At 71.4% G+C, this 26,745-nt stretch carries 24 protein-coding genes; 11 read left to right on the top strand and 13 right to left on the bottom strand.

The features are described from left to right. Positions 1–163: 163 nt before the first annotated feature. From ABD844_RS35290 to ABD844_RS35280, 3 genes are all read left to right on the top strand, one after another. Positions 164–325 carry a hypothetical protein gene (locus tag ABD844_RS35290; RefSeq protein ID WP_344887661.1) on the top strand — a complete coding sequence of 54 codons (162 nt, stop codon included), beginning with the start codon at positions 164–166 and terminating at the stop codon, positions 323–325. After that, positions 322–1,680 (top strand): glycosyltransferase, encoded by a 1,359-nt coding sequence (locus ABD844_RS35285; protein WP_344887658.1) that lies wholly within the window; start codon positions 322–324, stop codon positions 1,678–1,680. Before ABD844_RS35290 ends, ABD844_RS35285 begins: the two co-directional genes overlap by 4 nt. Before the next feature lie 71 nt (positions 1,681–1,751). Beyond that, the gene (locus ABD844_RS35280; RefSeq protein WP_344887655.1) at positions 1,752–2,183 is read left to right on the top strand and encodes a peptidase inhibitor family I36 protein; all 432 of its coding nucleotides are present in this window, start codon (positions 1,752–1,754) and stop codon (positions 2,181–2,183) included. Between the two features lie 85 nt (positions 2,184–2,268). Here the strand turns inward: ABD844_RS35280 and ABD844_RS35275 are convergent, their stop codons facing one another. The 6 genes from ABD844_RS35275 to ABD844_RS35250 all read right to left on the bottom strand — a co-directional run bounded on the left by ABD844_RS35275 (position 2,269) and on the right by ABD844_RS35250 (position 10,104). Next, positions 2,269–3,984: an ABC transporter family substrate-binding protein gene (locus tag ABD844_RS35275; RefSeq protein ID WP_344887652.1), complete on the bottom strand. Its 1,716-nt coding sequence runs from the start codon at positions 3,982–3,984 to the stop codon at positions 2,269–2,271. Continuing rightward, positions 3,981–6,050, bottom strand: coding sequence for an ABC transporter ATP-binding protein (locus ABD844_RS35270; RefSeq protein ID WP_344887650.1), 2,070 nt, complete (start codon positions 6,048–6,050; stop codon positions 3,981–3,983). The genes ABD844_RS35275 and ABD844_RS35270 overlap by 4 nt, the downstream gene beginning before the upstream one ends. Then, entirely contained in the window at positions 6,047–6,886 is an 840-nt protein-coding gene (locus tag ABD844_RS35265) for an ABC transporter permease (RefSeq protein ID WP_344887647.1), read from the bottom strand. The genes ABD844_RS35270 and ABD844_RS35265 overlap by 4 nt, the downstream gene beginning before the upstream one ends. A gap of 1 nt (position 6,887) precedes the next feature. Continuing rightward, positions 6,888–7,865: an ABC transporter permease gene (locus tag ABD844_RS35260; RefSeq protein ID WP_344887644.1), complete on the bottom strand. Its 978-nt coding sequence runs from the start codon at positions 7,863–7,865 to the stop codon at positions 6,888–6,890. Between the two features lie 355 nt (positions 7,866–8,220). Then, complete coding sequence (locus ABD844_RS35255; RefSeq protein WP_344887641.1) at positions 8,221–9,201, bottom strand: phosphotransferase family protein; 981 nt, start codon at positions 9,199–9,201, stop codon at positions 8,221–8,223. A 75-nt stretch (positions 9,202–9,276) separates the two neighbouring features. Next, positions 9,277–10,104 carry an amidohydrolase family protein gene (locus ABD844_RS35250; protein ID WP_344887638.1) on the bottom strand — a complete coding sequence of 276 codons (828 nt, stop codon included), beginning with the start codon at positions 10,102–10,104 and terminating at the stop codon, positions 9,277–9,279. Positions 10,105–10,226: 122 nt separating this feature from the next. On the opposite strand from ABD844_RS35250, the gene ABD844_RS35245 reads away from it, so the two are divergent. After that, positions 10,227–13,616 (top strand): WD40 repeat domain-containing serine/threonine-protein kinase, encoded by a 3,390-nt coding sequence (locus ABD844_RS35245; RefSeq protein WP_344887636.1) that lies wholly within the window; start codon positions 10,227–10,229, stop codon positions 13,614–13,616. Between the two features lie 30 nt (positions 13,617–13,646). On the opposite strand, the gene ABD844_RS35240 is transcribed toward ABD844_RS35245, so the two are convergent. From ABD844_RS35240 to ABD844_RS35230, 3 genes are all read right to left on the bottom strand, one after another. Beyond that, on the bottom strand, positions 13,647–14,294 hold the full coding sequence (locus tag ABD844_RS35240) for a hypothetical protein (protein ID WP_344887633.1): 648 nt from the start codon (positions 14,292–14,294) through the stop codon (positions 13,647–13,649). Positions 14,295–14,393: 99 nt separating this feature from the next. Continuing rightward, positions 14,394–15,680, bottom strand: coding sequence for an ArsB/NhaD family transporter (locus ABD844_RS35235; protein WP_344887630.1), 1,287 nt, complete (start codon positions 15,678–15,680; stop codon positions 14,394–14,396). A gap of 308 nt (positions 15,681–15,988) precedes the next feature. Then, complete coding sequence (locus ABD844_RS35230; RefSeq protein ID WP_344887627.1) at positions 15,989–16,447, bottom strand: CBS domain-containing protein; 459 nt, start codon at positions 16,445–16,447, stop codon at positions 15,989–15,991. A gap of 305 nt (positions 16,448–16,752) precedes the next feature. Here ABD844_RS35230 and ABD844_RS35225 point away from each other — a divergent pair, with 305 nt between their 5' ends. From ABD844_RS35225 to ABD844_RS35205, 5 genes are all read left to right on the top strand, one after another. Further along, the gene (locus ABD844_RS35225) at positions 16,753–17,808 is read left to right on the top strand and encodes a sensor histidine kinase (RefSeq protein ID WP_344887624.1); all 1,056 of its coding nucleotides are present in this window, start codon (positions 16,753–16,755) and stop codon (positions 17,806–17,808) included. Then, positions 17,805–18,455 carry a response regulator gene (locus ABD844_RS35220; protein WP_344887621.1) on the top strand — a complete coding sequence of 217 codons (651 nt, stop codon included), beginning with the start codon at positions 17,805–17,807 and terminating at the stop codon, positions 18,453–18,455. Before ABD844_RS35225 ends, ABD844_RS35220 begins: the two co-directional genes overlap by 4 nt. A gap of 217 nt (positions 18,456–18,672) precedes the next feature. Further along, the gene (locus ABD844_RS35215; protein ID WP_344887742.1) at positions 18,673–19,200 is read left to right on the top strand and encodes a hypothetical protein; all 528 of its coding nucleotides are present in this window, start codon (positions 18,673–18,675) and stop codon (positions 19,198–19,200) included. A gap of 172 nt (positions 19,201–19,372) precedes the next feature. After that, positions 19,373–20,170, top strand: coding sequence for an alpha/beta hydrolase (locus tag ABD844_RS35210; RefSeq protein ID WP_344887618.1), 798 nt, complete (start codon positions 19,373–19,375; stop codon positions 20,168–20,170). Between the two features lie 259 nt (positions 20,171–20,429). After that, the gene (locus tag ABD844_RS35205; protein WP_344887615.1) at positions 20,430–21,008 is read left to right on the top strand and encodes a hypothetical protein; all 579 of its coding nucleotides are present in this window, start codon (positions 20,430–20,432) and stop codon (positions 21,006–21,008) included. A 7-nt stretch (positions 21,009–21,015) separates the two neighbouring features. On the opposite strand, the gene ABD844_RS35200 is transcribed toward ABD844_RS35205, so the two are convergent. Continuing rightward, a complete protein-coding gene (locus ABD844_RS35200; RefSeq protein WP_344887612.1) occupies positions 21,016–22,080 on the bottom strand; it encodes a C45 family autoproteolytic acyltransferase/hydrolase in 1,065 nt (354 codons plus the stop codon). A 394-nt stretch (positions 22,081–22,474) separates the two neighbouring features. Between ABD844_RS35200 and ABD844_RS35195 the strand changes: the two genes are divergently transcribed. Continuing rightward, positions 22,475–23,062, top strand: coding sequence for a Uma2 family endonuclease (locus ABD844_RS35195; RefSeq protein ID WP_344887609.1), 588 nt, complete (start codon positions 22,475–22,477; stop codon positions 23,060–23,062). A gap of 56 nt (positions 23,063–23,118) precedes the next feature. On the opposite strand, the gene ABD844_RS35190 is transcribed toward ABD844_RS35195, so the two are convergent. Genes ABD844_RS35190 through ABD844_RS35180 form a run of 3 tightly spaced genes read right to left on the bottom strand, consistent with a single transcriptional unit; the run spans position 23,119 to position 26,074 of the window. Next, a complete protein-coding gene (locus ABD844_RS35190; RefSeq protein WP_344887606.1) occupies positions 23,119–23,817 on the bottom strand; it encodes a helix-turn-helix transcriptional regulator in 699 nt (232 codons plus the stop codon). Beyond that, positions 23,787–24,905, bottom strand: a complete 1,119-nt coding sequence (locus ABD844_RS35185; RefSeq protein ID WP_344887603.1) for a hypothetical protein — start codon at positions 24,903–24,905, stop codon at positions 23,787–23,789. The genes ABD844_RS35190 and ABD844_RS35185 overlap by 31 nt, the downstream gene beginning before the upstream one ends. Continuing rightward, complete coding sequence (locus ABD844_RS35180; RefSeq protein ID WP_344887600.1) at positions 24,902–26,074, bottom strand: sensor histidine kinase; 1,173 nt, start codon at positions 26,072–26,074, stop codon at positions 24,902–24,904. The genes ABD844_RS35185 and ABD844_RS35180 overlap by 4 nt, the downstream gene beginning before the upstream one ends. A gap of 335 nt (positions 26,075–26,409) precedes the next feature. Here ABD844_RS35180 and ABD844_RS35175 point away from each other — a divergent pair. Further along, positions 26,410–26,745: hypothetical protein (locus ABD844_RS35175; protein WP_344887597.1), on the top strand; the 336-nt coding region annotated here is incomplete at its 3' end.

Genomic DNA, 26,745 nt, shown 5'->3' with positions numbered 1-26,745 from the left:
CAGCGGCGAAACCTTCATCCCGGCTTGACCCGCCGCACGGGCCGTCGGCCGGTGGCCCCGGCAGGGAGCGGATGCCCGAACCTTTGGGCGGCGCGGGGATTACCGGCACCGCCCCCGGGCGAGATTCGCCGCGTCGTCCCGACTCTCTCCGAGGAGGAGCCACATGGCGTACGGATCCCTGGCCGGATTCGGCGGCGGCGTCGCGGTGGCGGCGCTGGCGGGCGGGCACCTGTGGCTGGCCGGGCTGTGCCTGGCACTCGCGCTGGGCGCCGCCTTCCTGGTGCGGTCGAGGTTCCGGCGCGGCCGGGGTCCGCTGTGCCCGTGAGCCCGCCTACCGCCCGCCACGTCGGCGCCGGCGGGCTCCTCGCCCTCGGCGCGCTCCCGATCGCCGCCTTCGCCGCCTGGGGCATCGCCCGCCTCGGCGAGGTCGCGGGCCACGCGTCGAGCCCGCCGTGGGCCTGGCTCGTCGGCCTCGCGCTGCTGTGGTGGGTGCCGCTGTGCTGGTTCGAACGCCCGATCCGGGTGCCGCCGGGCGCGCGGGCGCGGGTCGGCGCGCTCAGGGTGACCGTCCAGGTGCCCGTCTACAACGAGGACCCGCGGGCGCTGCGGGCGTGCCTGCGTTCGGTGCTGACGCAGAGCCGCCGGGTCGACCGGGTGCGGGTGGTGGACGACGGCTCGGCCGACGCGGTGACCGGGCGGCCCGTGTCGTACGACGCCGTACGCCGCGAGTTCGAGGCCGAGGCCGCGACGCTGGGCATCGAGACGACCTGGGACCGCACCCCGAACCGGGGCAAGCGCTTCGCCCAGATGCACGCGCTGGCCGAGGACGACGGCGACGTCTTCCTCACCCTCGACAGCGACTCCGTGCTCGACCGGCACGCCGTCAGGGAGGGGCTGGCCCCGTTCGCGGACCCGCGGGTGCAGTCGGTGGCCGGGCAGGTGCTGGTGCTCAACCGCGGCGCCAACCTGCTGACCCGGCTGACCGAGCTGACGTACCTGCCCTTCACGTGCGGCCTGCGCAGTGCCCAGTCGGTGTTGCGGCGCGTGACGCTCAACTCCGGCGCGCTGGCCTTCTACCGGGCGGACGTCGTGCGCCGGTGCGCGGGCGGGTACGAGAACGAGCGGTTCGGCGGGCGTCCCATGCAGATGAACGACGACTCGATGCTCACCTTCCACGCGCTGCTGGCCGGTGACACCGTGCACCAGCCGTCGGCCATGGTGTTCACGCTGGTGCCCGAGCGGTTCGGCCACTACGCCAGGCAGCAGGTGCGCTGGATGCGCGGCACGGCCGTGCGGCAGCTCTGGTGGCTGCGGTACATGCCGCTGACCGGGGTGGTCTTCTGGGCCACGGTGGCGGAGTACCTGCACCTGCTGCTCGCGCTGGCCGTCCCTGTGGTGGTGGTGGTGGCCGACCCGGCGCGGCTCGGCCCGCTCTGCCTGGCGGTGGCGCAGGTCGGGCTGGGTATGAACTACCTGATGGCGCTGCGGCTGTTCACCGTGCGACGCTGCGACGAGAGCGCGGCGTCGCGCCTGCGGGCGTTCGCGCTGGCCCCGCTGGCCGCGCTCTGGCGGCTGCTGGTGCTGCGCCCGATGTACGTGTACGCGCTGCTGACCTGCCGCCGCGTCAACCGCTGGGGCACCCGGGGCGGCGTGGAGGTATCGCTCACCGGGGCGGTTTAGTCAAGCCCTTTCTTGACATGATCGCGCGAGGTATGTTCGACCCGAAAGAAAGTTTCACCCATGGAGGAACAGTGGGCAAGAAGCTTCACAAGTGGGCATTACCGCTGGCTGCCGCCGCGGCCCTGACCGTCCTGGCGACCCCCGCCCAGGCGGCCGACGGCTACGACCGGTGCCAGGACGGCTACTACTGCCTGTTCTCCGGGCTCGACGGCACGGGCGACATCGTCCAGATCAAGAGCGACACCCCCGACCTGGCCGCGCTCGGCATCGCCGACCGCGCCAAGTCCGACTGGAACCGTACCGGCTCCTGGATCCACCTGTTCTCGGAGGCGAACTACGAGGGCTGCTCGGCGGTCACCACCCCGCGCGGCAAGGGTAACTTCTACATCGACTTCCGCGACTTCTTCGACTCCGTCCGCTTCGACGGCGCCAACGGCCCGTCCTGTTTCGCCACGCTCAAGGGCGCTGACAAGGGCACGGTCATCACCGACTCGCACGGCTGATCACCCTCTGAGCGCCACGGGGAACCTGCCTCATACGCCGAACCCCCGGCCGGAAACCGGCCGGGGGTTCGTCATGGGGGCGGGATCAGCCGGTGAAGCCGACCTCGGCCCAGTTGTAGAACTTGTAGCCACGGGCGCCGTAGTTGGCGACCGTCTTCTTCACGGCCCAGATGTCGGGACGCTGGTACAGCGGGATGGTGTGCACCATGTCCCAGATGAGCTTGTCGGCCGCGTTGGCCAGCTCGATCGCCTTGGCCGGGTCGGTCTCGTCGACCGCCGCGTCGATGGCGGCGTCGACAGCCGGGTCGCTGGCCTTGGGGAAGTTGCTCTCGGAGCCGGTCTTGTAGATCTGGGGCAGGCTGCCCATCGGCAGCGGCGTGCCGATCCAGGAGAACGGCACCAGGTCGAAGTCGCCCTTGATGATGAAGTCGTTGAAGAACTTGTCATCGGGGACCGGGCGGATCGTGACCTTGATCCCGGCCTCCTTGAGCATGGCCTGGGTCAGCTCACCCTCGGTCTTCGCGGTCGGCACGGAGGCCGGGATGACGAAGTCGAGCGCGAACTCCTTGCCGTCCTTCTTGCGGTACTCGCCCTCCTGCTTCCAGCCGGCCGCCTCCAGGAGCTGCTTCGACTTCTCCAGGTTGTACTTGCCCAGGTCACCGGAGTTGTCGACGTAGCCCTTGTGGTTGTTCATGAAGACGTGGTTGCCGAGCGTCTGCAGCGGCCACTCCATGTCCTTCAGGTCCGACTGCGTGATCACGTCACGGTTGATCGCGTACTGGATGGCCTGGCGGACCGACTTGTCCTTCAGGAACTCGCTCGAGTTGTTGACCGTGATGTGCCGCCAGTTCGGGCTGAGCGCCTTGCGGATCTCGGTGTTCGGCACGCCCTTGGCCCGCTGCAGGTTCGCCGGGGCGCCCGCCTCGATGTAGGCCGCGTCCAGCTCGCCGTTGGCGTAGGCGTTCACCTCGGCGGTCGCGTCGGCGATCGTCCGGAAGATGAGCTTGTCGAGCTTGGACTTCTTGCCCCACCACTTGTCGTCACGCACGAGGGTGAGGGTCTTGGTGCCCTCGTCGATCGACTCAACCTTGAAGGGACCCGCGGTGACCGGGATCTTCTGCTTGTAGTCGTTGTCGTACTTCTCGGGCGTTTCGAGGTACTTGGCCGGGAAAAGAGCCGAGGTGGTGCGGTTGAACAGGCCCTGCCACTCCGGGTACGGCTTGGAGAAGGTGATGACCGCGACCTTGTCGGTGGCGCCCTTCTCGACCGACTCGATCTTGTTCCAGCCGTCGATAGAGGCCGGCTTGTACTTCTTGTCCGAGCCGTTGTTGGCCTTCCAGCTCGCCGCGAGGTCCTCCCACGTGATCGGCGAGCCGTCGGACCAGTTGGCCTTGTCGTTGAGCGTGTAGGTGACGACCTGCTTGCCGTCCACCGTCTCGTTCTTCACGTCGGTGACGAAGTCGGGGTTCGGCGTGAACTGGGCCTGCTCGTCGGCCATCATGAGCTGCGGCATGAACGCGTCGACCATGGTCGCCGTGTCGGCCTGGTTGCCGTCGACGTGGTTGGTGTTCCACTGGCTCGGCCACTGCCCGACTGCGAGGGTGAGCGTGCCGCCGTCCTTCACCTGCTCGTACGGGACGGGGTTGATGTTGATGGCCGGAGTCTCCGCCATCTGCTGCTGCGCCTGCTTCGACTGCTCGGCGCTCGGCTGCTTGTTCTCGGACCCGCCGCCTCCGCCGCAGGCCGCCACGGCCATGGCCAGGACCGCCAGCCCAGCGGCCGCACGGTGATGAACCTTCACTCTTCCTCCTGATTTTCCGAGGCCGTGATGACCTCGACTTCCTCCGCGTAATGGCAGGCGGCGCCGTGGTCTGCGGCGTTCACCAACCGGGCGACCGAGGGCTCCTCGTCCACACACCGCTGCCGCTCGGCCTCGCCAAGTCGGGCGAACTTCGGGCACCGGGTACGGAACCTGCAGCCCGACGGCGGATTCGCCGGACTGGGCAGGTCGCCTTCGAGCAGGATCCGCTTGCGCGTGCGTTCCATCTCGGGGTCGGGCAACGGGATCGCCGACAGCAACGCCTGCGTGTAGGGGTGCGCGGGATGGTCGTAGACCTTCTCGACCGTCCCGATCTCGGCGATCCGTCCCAGGTACATGACGGCCACGCGGTCGGCCAGATGCCGGACCACCGCGAGGTCGTGCGCCACGAACAGGTAGGACAGGCCCAGCCTGTTCTTCAGGTCCTCCAGCAGGTTGATCACGCCCGCCTGGATGGACACGTCGAGCGCGGAGACCGGCTCGTCCAGCACCAGCACCTTCGGCTCCAGGGCCAGCGCGCGGGCGATGCCGATGCGCTGGCGCTGACCGCCGGAGAACTGCTGCGGGTAACGCTCGGCGTGCTCCGGCGCCAGGCCGACGAGCTGGAGCAGCTCGGCGACCTTGGCCTGCACGTCCTTCTTGCCGTGCGCGCGCAGCGGCTCGGCGATGATGTCGCCGACCGGCATGCGCGGGTCGAGCGCGGCCATCGGGTCCTGGAAGACGATCTGCAGGTCCCCGCGCAGCGCCTTGCGCCCGGCGCCGTCGAGCGCGGAGCTGTCCTTGCCGAGCACCACCACACGCCCGCTCTGCGGCGGCCGGAGCTGCATGATCTGCTGCAGCGTGGTGGTCTTGCCGCAGCCCGACTCGCCGACCAGGGCGAGCGTCTCGCCCTCTGCGATGTCGAAGCTGATGCCGTCCACCGCGTACACGGTGCCGACCTGGCGCTTGAAGATCGCGCCCTTCATGAGCGGGTAGTGCCGCTTCATGTCGTCGAGCTCCAGCACGGTGGCGCGTTCGGCGCGCGGCACGCGTACGACGTCGCTCGGCGGGATGACCGGCACCGGGAACACGTCCGCGCCGGTCAGGCCCTTGTGCTCGATCTCGTGCGCGCGGATGCAGGCCACGTGGCGCCCGCCGCCGAAGGAGGTCAGCGGCGGCTCCTCGTCGTCGCACATGTCCACCTTCATCGGGCAGCGCGGTGCGAACGGGCAGCCCGGCGGCAGCGAGGCCGGCGAGGGCGGGTTGCCCTCGATCGGCACCAGCGGGCCCTCCTCGCCGTCGACCCTGGGGATCGAGGCGAGCAGCCCCATCGTGTACGGCATCCGGGGCCGGTAGTAGATGTCGTCCACGGGCCCCTGCTCGACCGGGCGGCCCGCGTACATGACGAGCACCCGGTCGGCCATGCCGGCGATGACGCCGAGGTCGTGGGTGATCATCACGATGCCCGCGCCCGTCTCCTGCTGCGCGGTCTTGAGCACCTCCAGGACCTGCGCCTGGATGGTCACGTCGAGCGCGGTGGTCGGCTCGTCGCAGATCAGCAGGTCGGGGTCGTTGGCGATGGCCATGGCGATCATCGCGCGCTGCCGCATGCCGCCGGAGAACTCGTGCGGGAACGCCTTGGCCCGCAGGTCCGGGTTCGGGATGCCGACGAGGTCGAGCAGCTCCACGGCCCGTCTGGCGGCCTTGTCCTTGGCCACCTTCTGGTGCACGCGTACGGCCTCGGCGATCTGGTCGCCGATGGTGAAGACGGGCGTGAAGGCCGACAGCGGATCCTGGAAGATCATGCTGATCGCCTTGCCGCGCACCTTGACCAGCTCGTCCTCCGGCATGCCGAGCAGTTCCTGACCGTGGAGCCGGGCCGAGCCGCTGACGACCGCGTTGCGCGGCAGCAGGCCCATGACGGCCAGCGAGGTCACGGACTTGCCGGAGCCCGACTCGCCCACGATGCCGAGCACCTCGCCGCGCTCGACCTCGTAGCTGACGCCGCGTACGGCCTCGATGCCGCCGGGGAAGGTGACGGTGAGGTCTCTGACCTCCAAGATGCTCACGAGTTGCTCCCCGGGTCGAGTGCGTCGCGCAGGCCGTCGCCGATGAGGTTCACGCTGAGCACCAGGGCGACCAGGAGACCTGCGGGGAAGGCGAACAACCACGGGTAGCCGGTGGCGTTGCGCGAGCCCTCCGCGATCAGCGTGCCGAGCGAGACGTCGGGCGGCTGGATGCCGAAGCCGAAGAAGGACAGCGCGGCCTCGCCGATGATGGCGCCACTGACGTTGAGCGTCGCGTCGATGATCAGCAACGAGGACAGGTTCGGGACGATGTGCCGCAGGATGATCTTCCAGCGCGGGATGCCCATGTAGACGGCGGCCAGCACGTACTCACGCTCGCGCAGCGAGAGCGTCATGCTGCGCACGACCCTGGAGGTGATCATCCAGGAGAACGCGGCCAGCAGCACCACGAACCACAGCCACGACGCCTCCCGCAGCCGCGGCGAGATGATGGCGATGATCAGGAAGCTCGGCAGGACGAGGAGCAGGTCCACGCCCCACATGAGCAGCCGGTCCGGCCACCCGCCGAAGTATCCGGCGAACGCGCCCACGAGCGCGGCCAGGCCGGTGGAGATCAGCGCCACCAGCAGGCCGATGATGATCGACTTCTGCATGCCGCGGAGGGTGACCGCGTACATGTCCTGGCCGATCGAGGTGGTGCCCCACCAGTGGTCGGCGCCGGGGGCCGACAGGAAGGACATGAAGTCCTTGTCGGTCCACTCGTACGCGCCGAAGAACGGGCCCACGTAGGCCAGCGCGACCAGCACGACCAGGGCGAGGAGCCCGTATCGGGCCTGCTTGTTGCGGAGCAGGCGCCTGAAGACGACTTTCGACCGCATCTCAGCTCACCCGCACCCGAGGATCGAGGGCCGCGACCAGCAGGTCCGACAGGAACGCCGCGGCCAGGACGCACACGGCGGCGAAGAAGGTCACCGCGGCCACGGAGTTGACGTCGTTCTGGTTGATCGAGTCGACCAGCCAGGCGCCCATGCCGTGCCAGGAGAAGATCTTCTCGGTGAACGTGGCGCCCGTGAACATGGTCCCGAACGCGAAGGCGAAGTACGTGGCCGAGGGGATCAGCGCGGTCCGCAGCGCGTGCTTGACCAGCGCCGTCCTGCGCCGCAGGCCCTTGGCCATCGCGGTGCGGACGAAGTCCTGGCCCAGCACGTCGAGCATCATGTTGCGCTGGATCCGGCTGTAGAAGGCGATCGAACCGAGACTGAGGGAGACCGTCGGCACGATGAGGTGGTTCAGCCGGTTGAAGAACTGGTCCCAGCCGGTGAGCCGGGGGTTGTACTCGCCGGTGTACTCGATCAGCGTGAACCCCAGCCCTCTGTTGAGGTTGTAGGTCGCGATCGCGAGCAGGGTGGCCAGCACGAACACGGGGATCGCCATGATCACGAATGATCCGACGCCTATTAACCGGTCGCTGAATCTGTATTGCTTCACCGCCGAGATCGCACCCAGCACCACTCCGAGGGCGAAGCCCACGAGCGTGCCGATGAGCAGCAGCCGGAGGCTGACCATGATCCGGCGGCCCATCTCCTCGTTGACGGAGGCGCCGTTCCAGGTCTTGCCGAAGTCGCCGGTGACGACTCCCGCCGCCCAGGTCGCGTACCGCTGGATCACGGGGGTCTTGTCGTTCAGGTTGTAGGCATCAAGTGTGGCGTCGATGACCGCCTCGGGCACCGGCGGCTGTCGGCCCTCGTACGTGGCCCGCGGGTTCATGGTGGTGGCCGCGAGCATGTACGCCAAGCTGGCCGCGATCGCGACCAAGATCACATTTATTGCCAACCTGCGGAGCAGGTACTTGCCCATCACTCTCCGTTCGCGCTGACCGAGGGCGCGGACGACCGGACGGCGGAGCGCCCCCTCAACGAAAACCCATCTCGCATCGTGAAATTTCACGTGACATCGGGATGGCGATCAACGCGCAGAATATAAGCAAAAATATAACAGCGGGAAACGCTGCGATATAACGGTCGGATCACTCGCAATAGATCGGCAACCCCCACCGGACCCCCTCAAACGCCGGTCTCCACCTGCGGAAACACGGTTCCGGGGAGCGGCTGGCAAGCCCGCCACAGATGCGCTTATGTCACAGAATCCGGACATAAATTGACGCATCAGCAAAGTGATCCACATCATACTTGCTAGAGCGCGAGTGTGAGCGTCAAATGATCTTCGCGAGCACCGCCGCCACGTCGCCGTACGACTCACGCACCCGGCCGGCCTGCCCGAGCCGGTGGCGCTCCAGGCGGACGGCGCCGAGGTGGCGGATCTCGTAGATCATCGACCGCCAGACCGCCTCGGGGGTGCGGTCCGGCTCGCCGTACGTCTCCCAGAACGACAGCCGTTCGTCCTGCCTGGCCGCCGCCAGGCGGATCGTCCAGTCGGCGGCGGGATCGCCCCACCAGGTGCGGTCGAGGTCGAGCACGCCGGTGATGGTGGGCTGGGGGGCGTCGGCGGCGAGCATGACGTTGACCGTCCACAGGTCGCCGGTGAGCAGCCGCGGCTCGGTGACCTCGTCGAGCACGGCGTGCCGCTCCACGGCCAGGTCGGCGGCCGCGCGCAGGTCGGCGCCGTCGAGCCCGGCGGCTTCCACGTCGGCCGCGATCTCGTTCAGCGAGCCCGCCACGGCCTGGCTCCAGGTGTCGTACGCGGGCGCCCCGACCGGGCCGAAGCGCGGGCCGCGTACGCCGTGCACGGTCCGGGTGATCTCGCCCAGCCGCCGGAAGTAGGACGTCCACGCGGGACGCGGGTAGCCGGGCAGCCGCTCGGGGGCGGGCACCCCGTCGAGAAGCGTCTGGACCAGGTAGTCGCGGCCGATCAGCTCGTGCGACCAGTCGGCCGCGATGACGCGCGGCATCAGGGGGGCGATCGCCGACAGGTAGGGCACCGTGGCGTGCTCGTTGCGCATCAGCTCCCGCTCGGAGCGGAACTGCCGGGCAGGCTCCGGGGCGAACCGCATGATCACCGGCCGCTCCAACCCCTCGACGGTGACCTTGTAGGTGCTGTTGTACATGCCGAGGCCCAGCTCCACCGCGGACACGGCGTCGCGGCCGAAGACGCGCCGGCTGATCCGCCGGAGGTGGTCCGCGGTCACGGGGCGCTGGAACGCCCCGGCTGGGCGGTCGACGGAGTGCAGTCGCATCGCGCCATGATGCCCGACCGGCCGCGCCGCACGGCAGCCGTTTTCCTCACCCCGCGGCGGCCGGGCGGGCGGGCGTCAGAGGCGGTACGCGCGCCGTGCCGTGTCGCCGAAGACGTCGGCGCGCTCGCCGTCCGACAGCCCGGCGCACAGTTCCTCCGCGGCCCCCGTGACCTGCTCGTAGGAGGCCGCGAGCAGGCAGACCGGCCAGTCGGAGCCGAACATCACCCGCTCGGGCCCGAACGCCTCCAGCACCACCTCCGCGTACGGCCGCAGGTCGGCCACCCGCCACGACGCCCAGTCGGCCTCGGTGACCAGGCCGGACAGCTTGCAGTAGACGTTGGGACGCGCGGCCAGCTCGCGGATCCCGCTCCGCCACGGCTCCAGCTCGCCGGTGGCGATCGGCGGCTTGGACAGGTGGTCGAGCACGAACGTCAGCTCCGGCAGCGCGGCCACGGTCTCGATGGCGGCGGGAAGCTGGTGCGGCAGCGTCAGCAGGTCGTAGGCCAGGCCGGCGGCGGCCACGGCGGCCAGGCCCCGGCGCACGTCGGGCCGGTTGAGCCAGGCGGGGTCGGGCTCTGACTGCACGCCGTGACGCACGCCCACCAGCCCGGCGGGCAGGGCGGCCAGCGTGTCGGCGGCGTCGGGCGCGGTCAGGTCGATCCATCCGACCACTCCGCCCACCAGCTCGGACCCGGCCGCCATGGCCAGGAACTCGCGGGTCTCGGCGAGGTCGGGCAGCACCTGCACCAGCACGGTCCCGTCGACGCCCGCCGCCGCGGCGGGGCCGGCCAGGTCGCCGAGCGTGAACGTACGGCGGATCGGCGCCATCGCGGCGGGGTCGAGCCAGGTGTGGGGGCGGGCGGACGGGTCCCAGACGTGGTGGTGGGCATCGATGCGACTCACAGCACGCAAGCTAGCAGACCTCCTATGTCTTCCCCAGGGAACAAAGCGGTGGAAACCCCCCGGAGGAGAGAAGCAGGGGAACTTCGCGCAACTGGATCACCGCAGCGGTCGTCTTACCTCGCATGGTGAGCGCACTTCTCGACGGGGACCCGCAGCGGCTGGGCGACTACTGGCTGGCCGGCCGGCTCGGGGCGGGCGGCCAGGGCGTCGTGTACGAGGGCTACGACCGGGCCGGGACGCGAGTGGCGATCAAGGTGCTGCGCGGCGACCCGGTCGCGCAGCCCTCCTTGCGCGACCGGATGGTCCGGGAGGCGGTCGCCGCGCAGCGGGTGGCCTCGTTCTGCACCGCCCGGGTGCTCGCCGCGGACCTGGACGGGCCCAGGCCGTACATCGTCAGCGAGTACGTCGAGGGCCCCAGCCTGCGCACGGCGGACCGGCGGTTCCACGGGGACGACCTGCACCGGCTGGCCACCGCGATCGCCACGGCGCTGACCGCCATCCACGACGCCGGAGTCGTGCACCGCGACCTCAAGCCCGACAACGTGCTGCTCGGCCCCGACGGCCCCCGGGTGATCGACTTCGGCATCGCCCGCACCCTGGAGATGTCGCTCACCTCGACCGGCGTGGTGACGGGCACCCCCGGTTACATGGCGCCCGAGGTGTTCTCCGGCGAGCGGGCCGGCCCGGCCGCCGACGTGTTCGCCTGGGGCGCGGTCGTTCTGTACGCCGCCACCGGCCACGACCCGTTCTCCGGCGAGGCGCTCGGCGCGGTCATGCACCGCGTGCTCTCCCACGAGCCCGACCTGTCCATGTTGCCCGAGCCGCTGCGCGCCCCCGTACGCGCCGCGCTGGCCAAGGACCCGGCCCATCGCCCGGCCGCCCGTGAGCTGCTGCTCGGGCTGGTGAGCGGTGGCGGTGGCCTGAACACGCCGCGGCTGCTCGCCCTCGGCGCCGACGACGGCCGCCGGGTCGGTACCCCCGGCGACGACCCCGCTTTGGGCGTGATCGCCGAGGACGCCTACAGCGCGCTCGCGCCCGCCGACAGGGAGCTGGTGCCCGAGCTGTTCCTGCGGCTGATCACGGTGACCGACGAAGGCGAGCTGGCGTTGCGCGAGCCGCGCAGGTCCGAGCTGCCCGACGGGGTGGAGCGGGTGCTGGGGGCGTTCACGTACCTGGTGTCCGGCAGCGACCCGGTACGCCTCCTGCGGCCCGCCCTCCCCCTGGCCTGGCCCCGGATGCGCGGCTGGATCGAGGCCGACCGCGACGGGCTGGCCGTGCACCGCAGGATCAGCGCGGCGGCCCGCCGCTGGCAGGAGCACGGCCGGCGGGACGGCGACCTGTTCCACGGCGGCCCGCTGGACGACGCCCTGCGCTGGGCCGCGGCCGAACGCAGGAACATCACGCTCACCCCGGCCGAGCGGGACTTCCTGACGGCCGGGGCGTCGCTCACCCGGCGGCGTTCCCGCCGGACGCGGCTGGTGTCGATGGGCCTGGCCGTGCTGCTGGCGCTGGCCCTGGCGGCGGGCGGGCTGGCCTGGCGGCAGAGCGTCACGCTGGCCGAGCAGGTCGCCACGCTGGCCAGGCAGCGCGACGCCACAGAGTCGGCCGGGCTGGCGCGGGCCGCCGACTCCGTACGCGGCCGCGACCCCGTGCTCGGCATGCTGCTCAGCGCCGCCGCCGGACGGCTGTCGGCCACCGACGAGGCCAGGTCGAGCCTGGTCGCCTCGGCGACGGACCCGGGGGGCGGGGCCTTCCGCGACCCGGACACGGGGCCGGACGTGGTCCGCGCGCTCAGCGCCGACGGCCGCTCGCTGATCAGCGCCGACCCCGGCGAGGTGCGGGTATGGGACGTGGCGACGGGGCGGCGCAGCGGCGGCTTCACCACGAAGGCCACCGAGGGCAGGGAGCTGCGCCAGGTCGCGGTCAGCCAGGACGGCGACCTGGTGGCCATCGCCGACGACCGGGCCATCCGGCTCTTCGACCTGGCCACCGGGCGGCCGGTGGGCCGGAGCGTGCCCGCCGCGAGCCAGGTGGACGTGGGCGTCGAGTTCGGCGGCGGGCGGCTGGTCGTGACCATTGGGCAGGGCAGGGAGGTCTACGACTGGCGTACCGGGAAGTCGGTCTCGATACCCGTGATGACCGGGACGGCCGTCCACCCCGGGGGCGGCTACGCGGTGGCCGGGCCCGACCTCTACCTCCTGCCCTCAGGCGAGCGGCGACCCGGCTACCGGGACATCTGCGCCGACTGCTACGGCAACCTCGCCTTCAGCCCCGACGGCGGGCGGCTGGCCGTCAGCGACGACGACGGCCTGACCGTGTACGACACCCGTACCCGGCGGGAGATCACCACGATCTCCGGCTGGGAGGCCCGGGCGACGCCCGTGTTCAGCGCGGACGGTGAGCTGGTCGCGGGCATCGGCTCGGCGATCACCGTCTGGCGGCCGGACGCCGACGAGCCGCTGCTGCTCAGGCGCGAGCTGGAGGACCGGGTCAGCGCGGCCGCGTTCGGCCCCGGCGGGCTGCGCTACCTCAGCGAGGACACCGTCGTCACGCTCAGGCCGAACCCGCCCTCCGACGAGCCGATGGACTCGGTGCTGCTGAGCGACGACGGGCGTACCCTGGCCACCCACACGCTCGGCTCCACCGACGTCACGCTGAACGGCAGGAACCTGCGGATCGGCGCGTTCTCCGACTACGACAGCGACTTCGCCTTCAGCCGCGACGGCCGCCTGATGGCCGTCAGGCGCGGCGCGGACGTCACCGTCCGCGACACCGCCACCTGGCGCGAGCTGGCGGCCCTCACTCCTGCCTTCGCCACGGTCAGCGAGCCGAACAACGCCGCGCCCACTCCCCGGGGCCTGTGGACCGCCGGGGACAAGGCGTTCACGCTCTGGCAGCTCCCCGGCGGGCGGCAGCTCAAGCAGGTGCCCAGGCCGCGGCTGCTGGCCTGGACGACCAGCGCGGCCGGGCGGCTGACCGGCCTGGACGCGGACCAGTTGCGGCTGGTCGACCTGGAGACCGGCAAGCCGCTCGGCGCCCGGCTGCCGCTGCCCGCGCTGGCGCAGGACGTCTGGTTCAGCGCCGACCTCAAGCTGGTCGCGGTGAACTTCTCCGGCAAGATCGGCGTCTGGGACACCGCCACGGGCGCGCAGGTCGGCGACTGGATGCGGATGGGCCCTGCCCCGTGGGACGCGGCGTTCTCGCCCGACGGGCGGCTGTTCGCGGTCTCCTCCCAGGAGAAGACCCTCGGCCTCTGGGACGTACGCCAGGGGCGGCGGATCGGGCCGGAGATCGGGCTCGCCGACAGCGCCCGCTCGGTCGCGTTCACCGCCGGCTCCGCCGAGGTGGTGGCCGTGGGCCGGGGCGGACGGGTGAGCAGGCTGCCGACGGCGATCGAGCCGCTGGTCAGGGCGGTGTGCGCGCGGGCCGGCCGCGATCTCACCGCGGCCGAGTGGCGCCGCCACTTGCCCGACCGCCCGTACGAGCCGACCTGCCCGGCGAGCCGGGGCTGAGCGCGCTCGCGGCGAAGGGCTGCCGTCGTGTCATGCCCTTCCGGTCAGGCGCGGGACGGGGTGATCGTGCTCGACGACGCCGGTCCTGCCCCGGCCCAGCAGCAGCGTGCCGAGCCACATGACGGCCATGCCGACGGCGGCCAGCGCCGTGTGCCTGCCCACCATGAGGGTGGCCGCCCCCACCAGCACCACGCCGCCGGCGGTGATCGCCGCGCTGACGGCCGTGACCCGGCGCAGCGCTGCGAGGATGACCGCCAGCGCGAGCACCGCGCCGAAGAAGAGCTGCGCCCCCGGCGAGTACACGACCAGTTCGACCCCCGGATAGCCCTTCACCTGCGTCATCAGCGCCCGCATCGCGTCCTCGTCGGCAGCGGTGAGCCCGGCGTACAGGTCGATGACGAGTCCGGTGAGGTTGGCGGCCACGCTGAACAGCGCGATCCCGGTCACCGCCTCCACCGCCACCCGGCGGCCGCCCCGCACCGGCCCGGCCAGACCGCGCATGGCCAGCGTCATCAGGCCGAGCATGAGGAACCCGATCAGCCAGACCACATGCGCGGACGTCCACCAGGGACCCGGCTGCGGATCTCCGTCGATGGGACGCATGAGGAACCAGCCGCCGAGCAGGGCGGCCGGTCCGGCGGTGAAGGAGAGCTGGGCCAGGCGGTTCGCGGGGTTCATGTGATCAACGATGCCCGGTGCGGCCCGTCCGGATCATCGGTGAACATCCCTGATTTTCCCCTGGCTCCGCTTCAGGGACCCGGACGGGCGAGTACGCGGTCAGGTGAAGTAGCGCATCCACACGTACAGCCAGGCCAGTATGCTGCTCAGCACGGTGACGACGATGCCGTACCGGGTGAACTGCCAGAAGCTGATCTTGTGCCCGTTGCGCGCGGCGATGCCGATGGCCACCACGTTGGCGCTGGCCGCGACCGCGGTGCCGTTCCCGCCGAAGTCGGCCCCCAGGGCGAAGGCCCACCACAGCGCCTGGCCCACCTGCGGGTCGGGGGCCGCGGCGACGACGCCCTCGACGATGGGGGCGGTCGTGGCGACGTACGGGATGTTGTCGAAGAACGCCCCCAGCGTGGCGGAGCCGAACACCAGGGCCGTCGCCGCGAGGAAGTAGTCGTCGCCCAGGGTGTCCAGCGCCCAGGTGCCGATCGCCGCGATCACGCCTGTGTGCACCAGGCCCGCGACCATGACGAACAGTCCCATGAAGAACACCAGCGTCGGCCACTCGACCTCGCTCAGCACCTCGGAGACGTTCGCGCGGGCGACCAGCAGCATCACGCCGGCGCCGACCAGCGCCACGATCGACGGCTCGACGTGCACCACCGCGTGCAGCCCGAACCCGGCCACGACCCCGCCCAGCACCACCAGGCAGCGTACGAGCAGCTTCGGGTCGGTGATGGCCCGCCGCTCCTGCAGCGCCATCACCTCGGCCACGTGCTCGGCGTGGTACTGGAACGCGCTGCGGAACAGCACCCTCGTGAACAGCACGAACACGGCGAAGATGACCACCACGGCCGGCGCCATGTGGACGAGGAAGTCGTTGAACGTCAGCCCGGCGCGGCTGCCGATGATGATGTTGGGCGGGTCGCCGATGAGCGTGGCCGCCCCGCCGATGTTCGCGGCGAGGACCTCCGCGATCAGGTACGGCTGCGCGGCGATCCGCAGCCGGTTGCACACCACGATCGTGACGGGCGCGACCAGCATGATCGTGGTGACGTTGTCGAGGACGGGCGAGGCGATCGCGGTGATCGCCATCAGCATGACCATCAGCCGGTACGGCCGCCCCCTCGACTTCTTGGCCGCCCAGATGGCGAGGTAGTCGAAGACGCCGGTCTGCTTGATGATCCCGACGATGACCATCATGCCGAACAGCAGGAAGATGACGTTCCAGTCGATCCCCTCGTGCTCGGAGAAGAACACCTCGGCGCCCGGGATGAGGCCGAGCACGGCCATCAGCCCGGAGGCGACGAGCACCACCTTGACCTTGTCGGCCTTCTCCGTGGCGATGAAGAAGAAGGCCACCAGGAAGATCGCCAGCGCGGCGAGCGCGCTCATCCGTCCTGCCCCGGCGGACCCGGCTGCCCGGCGGGCGCGGCGGATGATCGCCGGTGGTCATGGCATGACGGCAGGACGAGGTGAAGGGGGAACACGGAAATGCCTCCGAACGTGAGCACGCTGCGGCGGGACGCGGCCGCGCGGCACCTGCCCGGCGAGGTGAGAGCACGGGGCGGGCCGCGCGGCACACGCCCGGCGAGCTGGGGATCTTTCAGGTGAGTTGGGATCTTTCGCGAAATCTGGGAGCGCTTCTTCTTCAGGCGTCTTCTTCAGGCGTCTGCTTCAGGCGTCTGCTTCAGGCGTCTGCTTCAGGCGTCAGGGGCCGCCAGGGTCAGGCTGGTCAGGAGCCGTTCCAGGGTGATGGCCCCGGCGAGTACGCCGTCGCGGCCGACCACCGCGACCAGCGGGCTGCGCAGGCGGGCCATCAGCGCGGCCACTTCGAGCAGCGTCGCGTCGGGCCGTACGGTCGCCGGTGAGGACGGCTGGAGCGGCAGGCAGTCGCCCACCGTCAGCTCGCCCAGCTCACCCCAGAACAGGTCGGCGTGGGCCTCGTCGATCGCCCGGCAGAGGGCCGGATCCTCCTGGTAGGCGCCCGGCACGGCCAGCCGCAGGACCTGCGTTCCCGGGAGCACGCTCGCCGGCCTGCCCAGGTCGTCCACGATGATCAGGCCGGGCATCCGGCCCAGGGCCATGAGACGTACCGCCTTGGTGACGGGGTCGTGGACTCTCACGGTGGGCAGGTTCACGGCGATGTCGCCGGCGTTCATGGCATCATCCCGTTCGTCTGGACGACCGGGTGCCCCCGGCGAGGTCATGGCGCCGCTCTGGCGATCAGAGCGACGCGGCGTCCCGGTGACGAGGTGGGGCACGGTGCCACTGCCTGGCACGGTCGTGCGGGTGACGTCCATGTCGCTGACTCCAATCCGGCTCCGCTCCAGTCTCCCGGGGGACGAACCCACCCACCATCGGGTCAGGCACCCATCTGGGCAGGAAGAGAACATGTAGGACTAACTCCACTAATGGGGGTCAGACCGCATAGACAACCGCACTGTCTAACGAAGAGGCTGGAAAGATGGACGACCGCGCAGACGCGCCCGGCGACGCGCCGTCGGGCCCGACCGGCCTGGGAGGCTCGCGTACGGCGAGGAGCGCGCCACGGCCACCCGCCCAGGCGTTGTTCCTGCGGCTGGTCGTGATCAACGGGCTGGTGTTCGCGGCGGGCACGCTCGTGCTCGCGCTGTCGCCCGCCACGGTCTCCTCCCCGATCATGTGGGCCGAGGTGCCGGTGCTGGTGGTGGGCCTGGCGGTGATGCTGACCGCCAACGCGGTGCTGCTGCGCCGCAGCCTGGCCCCGCTGGACGCGCTGACCGCGCTCATGCAACGGGTGGACCTGCTGCGCGGCGGCGACCGCCTGCCCGACGGCGGCAACAGCGACCTCACCCATCTGATCGGCACGTTCAACGCGATGCTCGACCGGCTGGAGGCCGAGCGCAGCGCCAGCAGCGCCCACGCGCTGGCCGCGCAGGAGGGCGAGCGCAAGCGCATCGCCCGCGAGCTGCACGACGAGGTCGGCCAGAGCCTGACCGTGGTGCTGCTCGGACTGAAGCGGGTGGTCGACCGCGCCCCCGCCGACCTGCGGGAGGATTTGCAGGGAGTGCAGGAGACCGTACGCGCCAGCCTCGACGAGGTACGCCAGGTCGCCCGCCGCCTGCGCCCCGGCGTACTGGAGGACCTCGGGCTGCACAGCGCGCTCAGCGCCCTGGCGGGCGACCTCTCGCAGATGAGCGGCATCCCGGTGACCCGGTCGGTACGTCCTGACCTGCCCCGGCTGGGCGCGGACGTCGAGCTGGTCCTGTACCGGATCGCGCAGGAGAGCCTGACCAACATCGCCCGGCACGCCGCGGCCACCCGCGCCGAGCTGTCGCTCACGGTCGAGGACGGCCGCCTGGTCCTGCGCATCGCCGACGACGGGCGGGGCGGCGCGCGCCAGGACGGGGCCGGGATCCGCGGCATGCGTGAGCGCGCGCTGCTCGTCGGCGCCCGCCTGACCGTCGACTCCCCGCCGGGCGAGGGCACCCGTGTGACCCTGGTCATCCCGGACACCGCGAATCGGAGCGAACCCTTGTGAAAAAGACCCGGATCCTGCTGGCCGACGACCACGCGCTCGTACGGAGAGGGCTGCGGCTGATCCTCGACGCCGAGCCCGACCTGGAGGTGGTCGCGGAGGCCGCCGACGGCGCCGAGGCCGTGGCGGCGGCCTCGGAGGTGGAGGTGGACCTGGCCGTCCTCGACATCGCGATGCCCCGCATGACCGGCCTCCAGGCGGCCAGGGAGATCTCGCGGCGGGCGCCCGGGGTGCGCATCCTGATCCTGTCGATGTACGACAACGAGCAGTACTTCTTCGAGGCGCTCAAGGTCGGGGCGTCGGGCTACGTGCTCAAGTCGGTCGCCGACCAGGACCTGCTGGAGGCGTGCCGGGCCACGATGCGCGGGGAGCCGTTCCTGTACCCGGGGGCGGTCACCGCGCTCATCCGCGACTACCTGCAGCGGGCCCGCGAGGGGGAACGCATGCCGGAGAGCATCCTGACACCGCGGGAGGAGGAGATCGTGAAGCTGATCGCGGAGGGGAACTCGGCCAAGGAGATCGCCGAGACGCTGGTGATCAGCGTGAAGACGGTCGACCGGCACCGGGCCAACATCCTGCAGAAGCTCGGCATGCGCGACCGCCTCGACCTCACCCGCTACGCCATCCGCGCGGGCCTCGTCGAACCCTGACCACCCCTCGGCCCTCCCCTCAAAGGATCCCGGCCACCGGGCACGCGCGGCGGGCCCGAAGCACCCCCGCCCCCGTAGTCTCTCCCCCGAAAGACCCCACCCCGTACCTCCTCCTCGAAGGACCCCGGCCGGAGTGCGGCGGGGGTTGATCGTCCGAGGGCCGGTGTTACGTTGAAAGAGGCTTGTGCCCGACACCTGGTGAAGGACGTGGTTGACCGTGCTCTACCTCTTCGGATTCGACCGGATCGGCGTGGCCGTGAGCGACATCTACTTCGTCGACCCGGAGCCGCTGCCCGGCCAGGAGGGCGCCGAGCGAGGAGTACGGCTGGAGCTGCGCTATCTGGAGGCGGGAGAGCTGAAGGGCTCGATCTACTCGGCCCGCCCCATCGCCGTCGACCGGCCGCTCTGGCGGGTGGACCTGCTGGAGTCGGTCGAGGGGACGCCGGGCAGCTTCGACCGCACCCACCACCACCCCGGGCTCGACGGGTGGGAGCCGGGCCGGCGGGTGTTCGACAAGGGCCTGTCGCAGGAGCCGCTGAAGTGGCTGGCGGAGCACCTGGCGGACCTGGAGGGGGTGCTCGACCGGGCCGGGGTGCAGCGTGACGAGGTCAGCCCGGCCGACGTGGCGGGGCTGCGCGAGCGGGCCCCGGAGATCGTCGAAACGGTCGGCCGCCTGCTCGACACCGTACGCGCCCAGTCCCCCGAGGGCCCGGCGGGCACCAGCGTGCGGGCAAGCTGGTTGTGACCCGCCCGGTCACGGGACGGCCGGCCGCCGGTGGTGCCGCGTGAGCCTGCTGCCGCGCAACGGGCTGCTACGCAACAGGCTGCTGGCCGCGCACAAACGCCACGTCGTCCAGGCGGGTGCCCTCGTCTGACCTCTCGCGCCCGGGTCCGGGGGGTCGCGTACCGTGGGCGGCGTGACGACGCTCGCGCGCACCGCCCTGGTCGTGGTCGCGGTGTTGATCCTGCTGGTGGGGCTGCTGTGGGTGTTCCAGCGGCGGCTCATCTACCTGCCCGACCGCGAGCCGGTGCCACCGGCCGCCGCCGTGCTGCCGGGGGCGCGCGACCTCTCGTTCACGACGCGCGACGGGCTGCGGCTGGCCGCCTGGTACGTGCCCGGCCGGCTCGACGTGACCGTGCTGGTCACGGGCGGCAACGCGGGCAACCGGTCGCACCGCGCGCCGCTGGCCCGTGCGCTGGCATCGTACGGGCTGGGGGTGCTGCTCGTCGACTACCGCGGCTACGGCGGCAACCCGGGCAGCCCCACCGAGGAGGGCCTGCTCCTCGACGCCCTGGCCGCCCGCGACCAGGTCCGCAGCCGACACGTGATCTACTTCGGCGAGAGCCTCGGCGCGGCGGTGGCGACCCGGCTCGCGCTGGAGCGCCCGCCCGGCGGGCTCGTGCTGCGTTCGCCGTTCACCGACCTGGCCGACGCGGGCCAGGTCGCCTACCCCTTCCTCCCCGTACGGCTGCTGCTGCGCGACCGCTTCCCCGTCGCCCGCGAGGTGGGCCGGGTACGCGCGCCGGTGGTCGTCGTGTACGGCACCGGTGACACGATCGTCCCGCCCCGCCTGAGCCGCGCGGTCGCCGAGGCCGCCGACGCCACGACCGTGGAGGTGGCCGGTGCCGGGCACAACGACCTGGCGCTGCTGGACGGCCGGGAGCTGGTCGGCGCGGTGGTGGAACTGGCCGACCGAATCCGCCGGACGCCCTGAGCCGCGATCCCCGCGTGACCTCTCACGGCTCCCGCGCGCGTGCTCCGCCCGGCCTTTTCAGCGGACCGTAAGCCGAAGTTCGTCCTCCACGGCATCGCCGGGGACCCCGAGCCGCCGTACTATCCCGAGGTGGCCCTGTGCGGATCGGCGGCGCGGTCGGCACAGGCGGCGCGACCCGTGTGGGCGGCGCCGACAACGGAGTCGGCGACCAGGTGACCGCAGGCCACGCCGGTCCGTTCCGGAAGGCGAGGTGTCGACGATGAGACCCGTGGACCGCGCTGAATACCTCGGTTACACCCCTGCCGCCGAGAGCCTGCGGCTCATCGAGCACGGCTTGCCCAAGGCGCTGCCGGAGACGCTCGGCGGGCGGCACCGCTGCACCCCGCTCTCCCTCTACGTCGGCGAACGGCTGGCCGCCGCGGCCTTCGCCCGGCTGGACGACGTCGGGCGGTTCTGGCTGGACGTGTGGCTGCTGTCACCGCGGCGGGGCGGGACCTGGAGCCTGCGCAGCGGCGCCACCACGCCGGTCGACCCGCCGGGCGCGGACGTGTTACTCCCGCGCCCGGAGGCGGCCCTGCTCAACGGGCACGTACGCGCCGGGGAGCGGTCCCGCTTCAACGCCAGCCCGGTGCCGTGGCTGCGCCGGCCGTTCCGATGGGTCGCCTACGGCCTCGTACGGCTCTCGGCGGAGGTGGGGGCGGTGCGGATCAGGGAACGGGAGATCACGGTGCCGGAGCACGGCATGCAGGTGCTCGCCTGGCGCCCCGGACGCCGGGGTCTGCACGCCGACCTCCTCGACCACAAGGGCCGGCCGCTCTCCACCCTGACCCTCCGCTGACCACGCCTCAGAACGTCTGCCAGGTCGACTCGGTGACCTGGCACGGCCCGCCCTGGTGCACCCGCAGCCGCCCGGCCGGCAGGTCGAGGCTGATCGTGGCCAGCGTCTCCCACCGCTGGTTGAGTGGCTGGGTGAGGTCGGGGTGGGCGCACACGGGAGCGTCTTCAGGGGCGTGGCCGAGCAGGGCCAGGGCCCGCGTGTGGAGGTCGGGGGCGCTCAGGCCGGCGACGTGGTCACGCAGGTGGCGCAGGCGGTCGTAGGTGCCAGGGCGGCCGCTGGCGTGCCGGACCCCCGCCTCCAGCCGCTCGTCCAGGAAGTGGTTGCAGTGCTGCAGGACGCCCTCGGAGTCGGGCGGGATGACGGCCACTCCGGCCGGGGAGATCTCGATGGAGGCCGCCTCCGACGTGGTGACGACCGTGATCACTGTGGAGGCCGAGACCGTGGCCGAGCGGGCGATCCCGGCCGCGTCCTCGACGGTGGCGGCCTCGTCGAGGATGCGGCGGGCGATCAGGTGCACGGGCACGCCGAGGTCGGCGGTGTCGGACTCGTGGCGCAGGATGTTGTAGTGCACGCCCAGACCCGCCGTACTGACGCCGATCTTGGCCAGCGCCCCCGCCTCGGTGAACGTGCGCACCACGCGGCCCGGGTCCGGCTCGTACTCCCACAGCAGGGGCGCGTCGCGCAGGTGGTCGTGCCAGTCCCAGGTCTGCACCGTACGCGGCGGGCCGGTGTCGGGCAGCACCACCGAGGTCGAGCATTCACCGTGGCCGACGAAGTCGATGGCCGCCAGGATCTCGGTGCGCGCGTTGACCACGGCCACCTGCCACGGCTGCAGCCCGGCGCCCGCCGCGATCCCGGCCATCTCGTCGGCCAGATGGGGAGCCCAGGCGGCGCTGCGTTCCAGCGCCCGCTCGCCCCACGCGCGCACCTGCGCGGGCCTGGCACCGGCGACCCTGAACAGGTCGGTGTAACCGGCGAAGTTGGCGGCGACGCGCTTGCGCAGGTGCGTGCCGAACTCCTTGCCGCGGGCGCGGGGCTCGGTCTGGCTCGATATGAAAGTAGGAAATGTCATTATTTGTCCATCACCTCGGCTAGCCGCGAGCTGTCGGCGGCGAATTGGGCGCGGGCGCGGTCACACCGCTCGGCGTCGATGTCCTGACTCAGCTTGAACATGCCTCACACGGTACGCACCCGCACAACAAAGCCCTTCCCCGGCACCAACCCCCGGAACCTCGCCCGCAGCGCCCCCAGCCTGCCCGCAACGATGTGCCGAGGCGTCCCCCGGGGACCGGCGCACCCAGGCCCGTCGCCGTGACGTGCGAGTCGGTTCATTCCGCGGTGAACGTTTCGACTCGGGCATTCACCATAATTCCGGAGCGTGATAGGGAAGAAACTTAAAGTGATCGGATTTGGGGAAGTAGCATGTGGGCGAGGGCGTGACTCCCGATACTGAGTGGGTGACCGCAATGGCAACGATCGAACCGACCGACACCGAGCGCACGGTTCTTCCCGGCCGGCCGCCGTTCACTGTCGACGACCTGCTCAACTTCCCCGACGACGGGAACCGCTACGAGCTCTTCAACGGGAGCCTACTGGTGAGTCCTTCCCCCACCCCCCTGCACCAGCTAATGATCACGAACCTGCTGATCATTCTGCAAAGTGCGGCACCACCGCACCTGGTGACCCTCACGACTGTCAACCTGCGGGCGACGGACAAGGACTATTACATTCCCGACCTTGTTGTCGTGCCGAGAGAGATCGGCAGGAGCATGAATCTCATGCTCGCTCCGCAGGACATCCTGCTCACGGTGGAAGTGGGCAGCCCGAGCACCAAGATGCGTGACGAGCAGCTCAAGGCCGAGGTGTATGCGAGGGCAGGCATCCCCGTTTACTTGCGGATCGAGCCCGACGAAGGGCCGGCCCTCTACGTCTACGAACTCGGCGACGAGGATGCCGACGAATACGGGCCGCCGACCGTCTACAAGGCCGGCACCGTCGCCAACCTGACCATGCCCTTCCCCGTGAGCTTCGACCCCGGCCAGCTCGCAGAGTGACCTGGACCCCGGCTCTGCCGGCCCCCTCCTGCTGGGAGTGCCGAGGTCCAGGGGGCTCAGCCCGGCTCGGGCGGGCTCTTGGCGGCCAGCGACGTGTAGACGGTCACCTCGTCCGGGCGTACCAGCCCGTCCTGGATCGCGCAGATGAGCAGCTTCTCCTTGGTGGGTGCGGGCCGTCCGGCCGCCGCGTACTTGACGCGCGCCCGGTCGATGTACTGCCGGACCGTACGTTCCTTGATCCCCATGCGCGCCGCCACCGACGCCTTCGACATCGACTGGAACCAGTAGAGCAGCGCCGCCCGTTCCTTGTCGGAGAGCTGCGGCCGGTGTGGGCCCTCTGCGGTGGCGATGGCCTGGGCCATCGGAGGCGTCACCGAAGGCCGGTCGGCGGCCACCTCCAGGATGGTCTCCAGGCACGACTCCCTGGTGGCCCGGCCCTTGCCGATGAAGGCGGAGGCCCCGGCGTCCAGCACGGCCCGGACGATCTCGGGCTCCTCGTGCTCCGAGAAGACGATCACCCGCTGGCCGCCCGCGCACAGCTCGGCGACCCGGTCCATGACCATGGTGCCGTTGAGGTTGAGGTCGAGCAGCAGCACGTCGGCGCAGGCGTCGCGGACCGACTCGATGGTGGGGCCCTGCGCGACGAGTACGACGGGGCTCGGCGGCCCGAACCACGACCGTACGCCGTCCACGACCACCTGGTGGTCCTCCACCAGCGCGACGGTCACGGGCCCTGCCAGATGCTGTTGACCCACACCTCACCTCCCAGCCGCTGGTAGCTGACGACGACCCCGCTGGGCTCCCGTACGGGGGTCGGGCTGATGGGCAGGTCGTCGTTGTCGGCCACGACGGCCACGCTCACCATGGTGGACATCGCGGACACGGTCACCCTGGCCCGCGACCTGGCCCCGTCCAGGGCCCGTACGGGCGCCCTGAGCAGATCCTCGCGTACGCCGTCGGGCAGCGCGGGCAGCCGTTCGCCGAAGGGCGGCGCGGTGACGAGGACCTGGCGGCGCTCGGCCGCGTCGATGCGCTCGCGCAGCACGGACACCAGCTCGTCGGGCACGTCCTCCCGCTCGGTGATGAGCCGGCGCAGCCGCATGGCCCCGGCCGTACAGTCCTCGCGTACGCGCGGGTCGCCGGGGTCGGCGCCGTCGGCGAGCCGCTGGAGCAACGACTCGGCCACGCCGCGGATGGCCTCGTAGCGGCGCAGCCGGTCGGTGTGGATGCGCTGGGCGGACTCGCGCCAGGCGTCGTCGGCGGCCAGCCTGCGGGCCAGCAGCACGGTCTCCTCGGCGCGGGTGCGCAGCATGTGACAGCCGGCCATGTAGCCGAGCTGCATGGTGACGCCCCCGGCGATGACGACCAGGTACTTGGCGATGGAGACGCGGTCGAGCGAGCCGGAGACCGCCATCGCGACGAGCATGATGGCGGCGTTGGCGGTCAGGAAGGCGATGATCTCGGCCCGCCAGCGCGGCCGGTTCCAGGTCAGCATGACGCCGAGCCAGCCGACCGAGCCCCATCCCCAGTCGCTGATGCCGAGCAGCTCCCCTGGACGGCAGGCCACGATCACCGCGACGTCCACGGCCAGCGCGGCGAGTGCCAGCTCTCTTATCCTGCCCGGCCCGCAGGACGTGCGCGCCAGTGACAGCGCGCCGACCGCGAAGATCGCGGAGTAGACCACCCAGGCCGCCATCGCCAGCAGCGGCCAGCGGAAGGAGCCCCAGCCGGTGAGGGTGACGGTCAGGTCGTAGCCGAGGTGCCACACGCCCGCGATGACCACGGCGCCGAGCGCGGTGTAGCGGGCGTAGCGCTGCGCGATCTGCTCGATCTCCTCGGTCATGGACGCCACCACAGGCTCACCCGGGTGCCCCGGTCGCCGGAGGAGATCTGGGCGCCGCCGTTCGGCAGGGAGCGCATGGTGTCGAGGATCGAGCCGCGCACACCGAACCGGTCGGGCGGTAATCGGTGCTGGTCGAAGCCGCGGCCGGCGTCGGCCACCTCGACCAGGATCTCGCCGTCGCGCCTGACGGAGACGAGTTCGGCCTCGCGTACGCCGGCGTGCAGCGCGACGTTCGCCAGGGCCTCGGTGACGGCGCGGGCGAACCGTTCGGCCACCTCGCCCGGCACGGTCTCGGGGGTCAGCCGGCGGCGTACGTCCAGGCCGGTGGCCCGGCCGGCCACCTCGTCGAGCAGCGCGTCGAGGGCGATGGAGGCGGAGGCGAGGTGCGGCAGGTCACGCAGCCTCTCCAGCGCGGCCAGGTCGGTGGCCACCTGGGCGCGCAGGGTGGGCGACGGGGCGTCGTACGTGCCCTGGCCCACCATGGTCAGCGTGTGCAGGAAGGTCTCGTGGACGCTGCCGACCTGGCGCAACTCGTCCTCGCGGCGCAGCCGTTCGACCATGAGCGAGATGTCGGCGCGCGCTCTCTGGCGCAGGAAGGCGTCGGCCGAGGCGGCCGAACGGCGCAGCAGCGTCATCAGCAGCACGATCGCGAGCAACTGGACGAGGTGGATGCCGAGGGTGCCCGCCACGTTCTGGGTGGGTGCGGCCAGCCATACGCCCGACGCGAACGCCCCGGCCACCGCGAGCCCGACGGGCACGGCCACCTTCGGCCGCCAGGCGACTCCTGCCATGACGACGGTCATCGTGACGAGTCCCGCCACCCAGCTCGACCCCGTGACGAGCGAGTCGGGAGGCACGAGGTGCGCCTGTGCCAGGCACAGCGCGACGGTGATGGCCACATCACCGGCCACCAGCCAGTGCGGCAGCCCCTGCTCGCGCAGGAACACGCGGACGTGCAGCGCCGTCCACCCGAGGTGGACCAGCAGCATGGGCGCCAGCCAGGCGAGGGAGACCGGCGGGACGGCTCCGGACAACGCCGCCACGACCGCCACCGAGCCCACCGCGCCGCGCGCGCCCGCCCCCGTACGGGCGACGGCCCTGTCCAGTTGCCGGGTGGCCGAGTCGTATCTCGTGGAGCCGGGGCCGGGGCCGGGGCCGGTGTGAGCCATGAGCCGTCCGCACGCGATGAGAGCACAAGACGGGTCTCACGATAACGCAGGGACACCTGCGTACGAAGGAACGAAGCCCGGTTTCGCGGGGCTTCGCGCGTGTTTCGGACGTTGCGGTGGATGGCGTCATGGGTCCCATGGCTGTTTTGTCCTCGGGCCGACTCGGCTGCGGTGTTCACCGTCCTGACCGAACCCTGTCCGTCCCCGGCCGGGGCGGCATGACGGCCGTTCGGCCGTCAACCGCCAGGACGACCGAACGGCCGTCAGCCGCGTCCCTGTGTCAGAGCGTGTACTGGGACGCGTGTGCCGCGAGCGATGCGGTGGGAGGGGATGACATGAACGTGTTCGTGATCACGTTCCTGCTGGGCTGTCTGTCCGTGATGACGGCCAGGGGGCGGCAGGGGAGCCGGCCGGCCGGGATGCCGGCGGCGCGACCGCGGCTGGTGGCGGTGGGGGGCACGTACGATGGGGCGTTCGCGAGACCGTCCGACGCGTACGTCGTGCAGGAGCGGATGATCGCGGCGGCCCGCGGGGCGGGTGGCACGAACCTGGCCCACGCGGCGGCGGCGCTGGCGCTGGGCGCGGTGGTCGCGGAGCGCCCGCAGCACGCGGGCACCCGCGAGCAGGACCTGAACGGGTGCGCGCAGGCGGCCCATCGCGCCGTACGGGCC

The organism is Nonomuraea antimicrobica, assembly GCF_039536965.1.
Taxonomy (GTDB): domain Bacteria; phylum Actinomycetota; class Actinomycetes; order Streptosporangiales; family Streptosporangiaceae; genus Nonomuraea; species Nonomuraea antimicrobica.
Note: the sequence above shows the minus strand (reverse complement) of the source record. Positions and strands in the feature narration are given on the sequence as shown.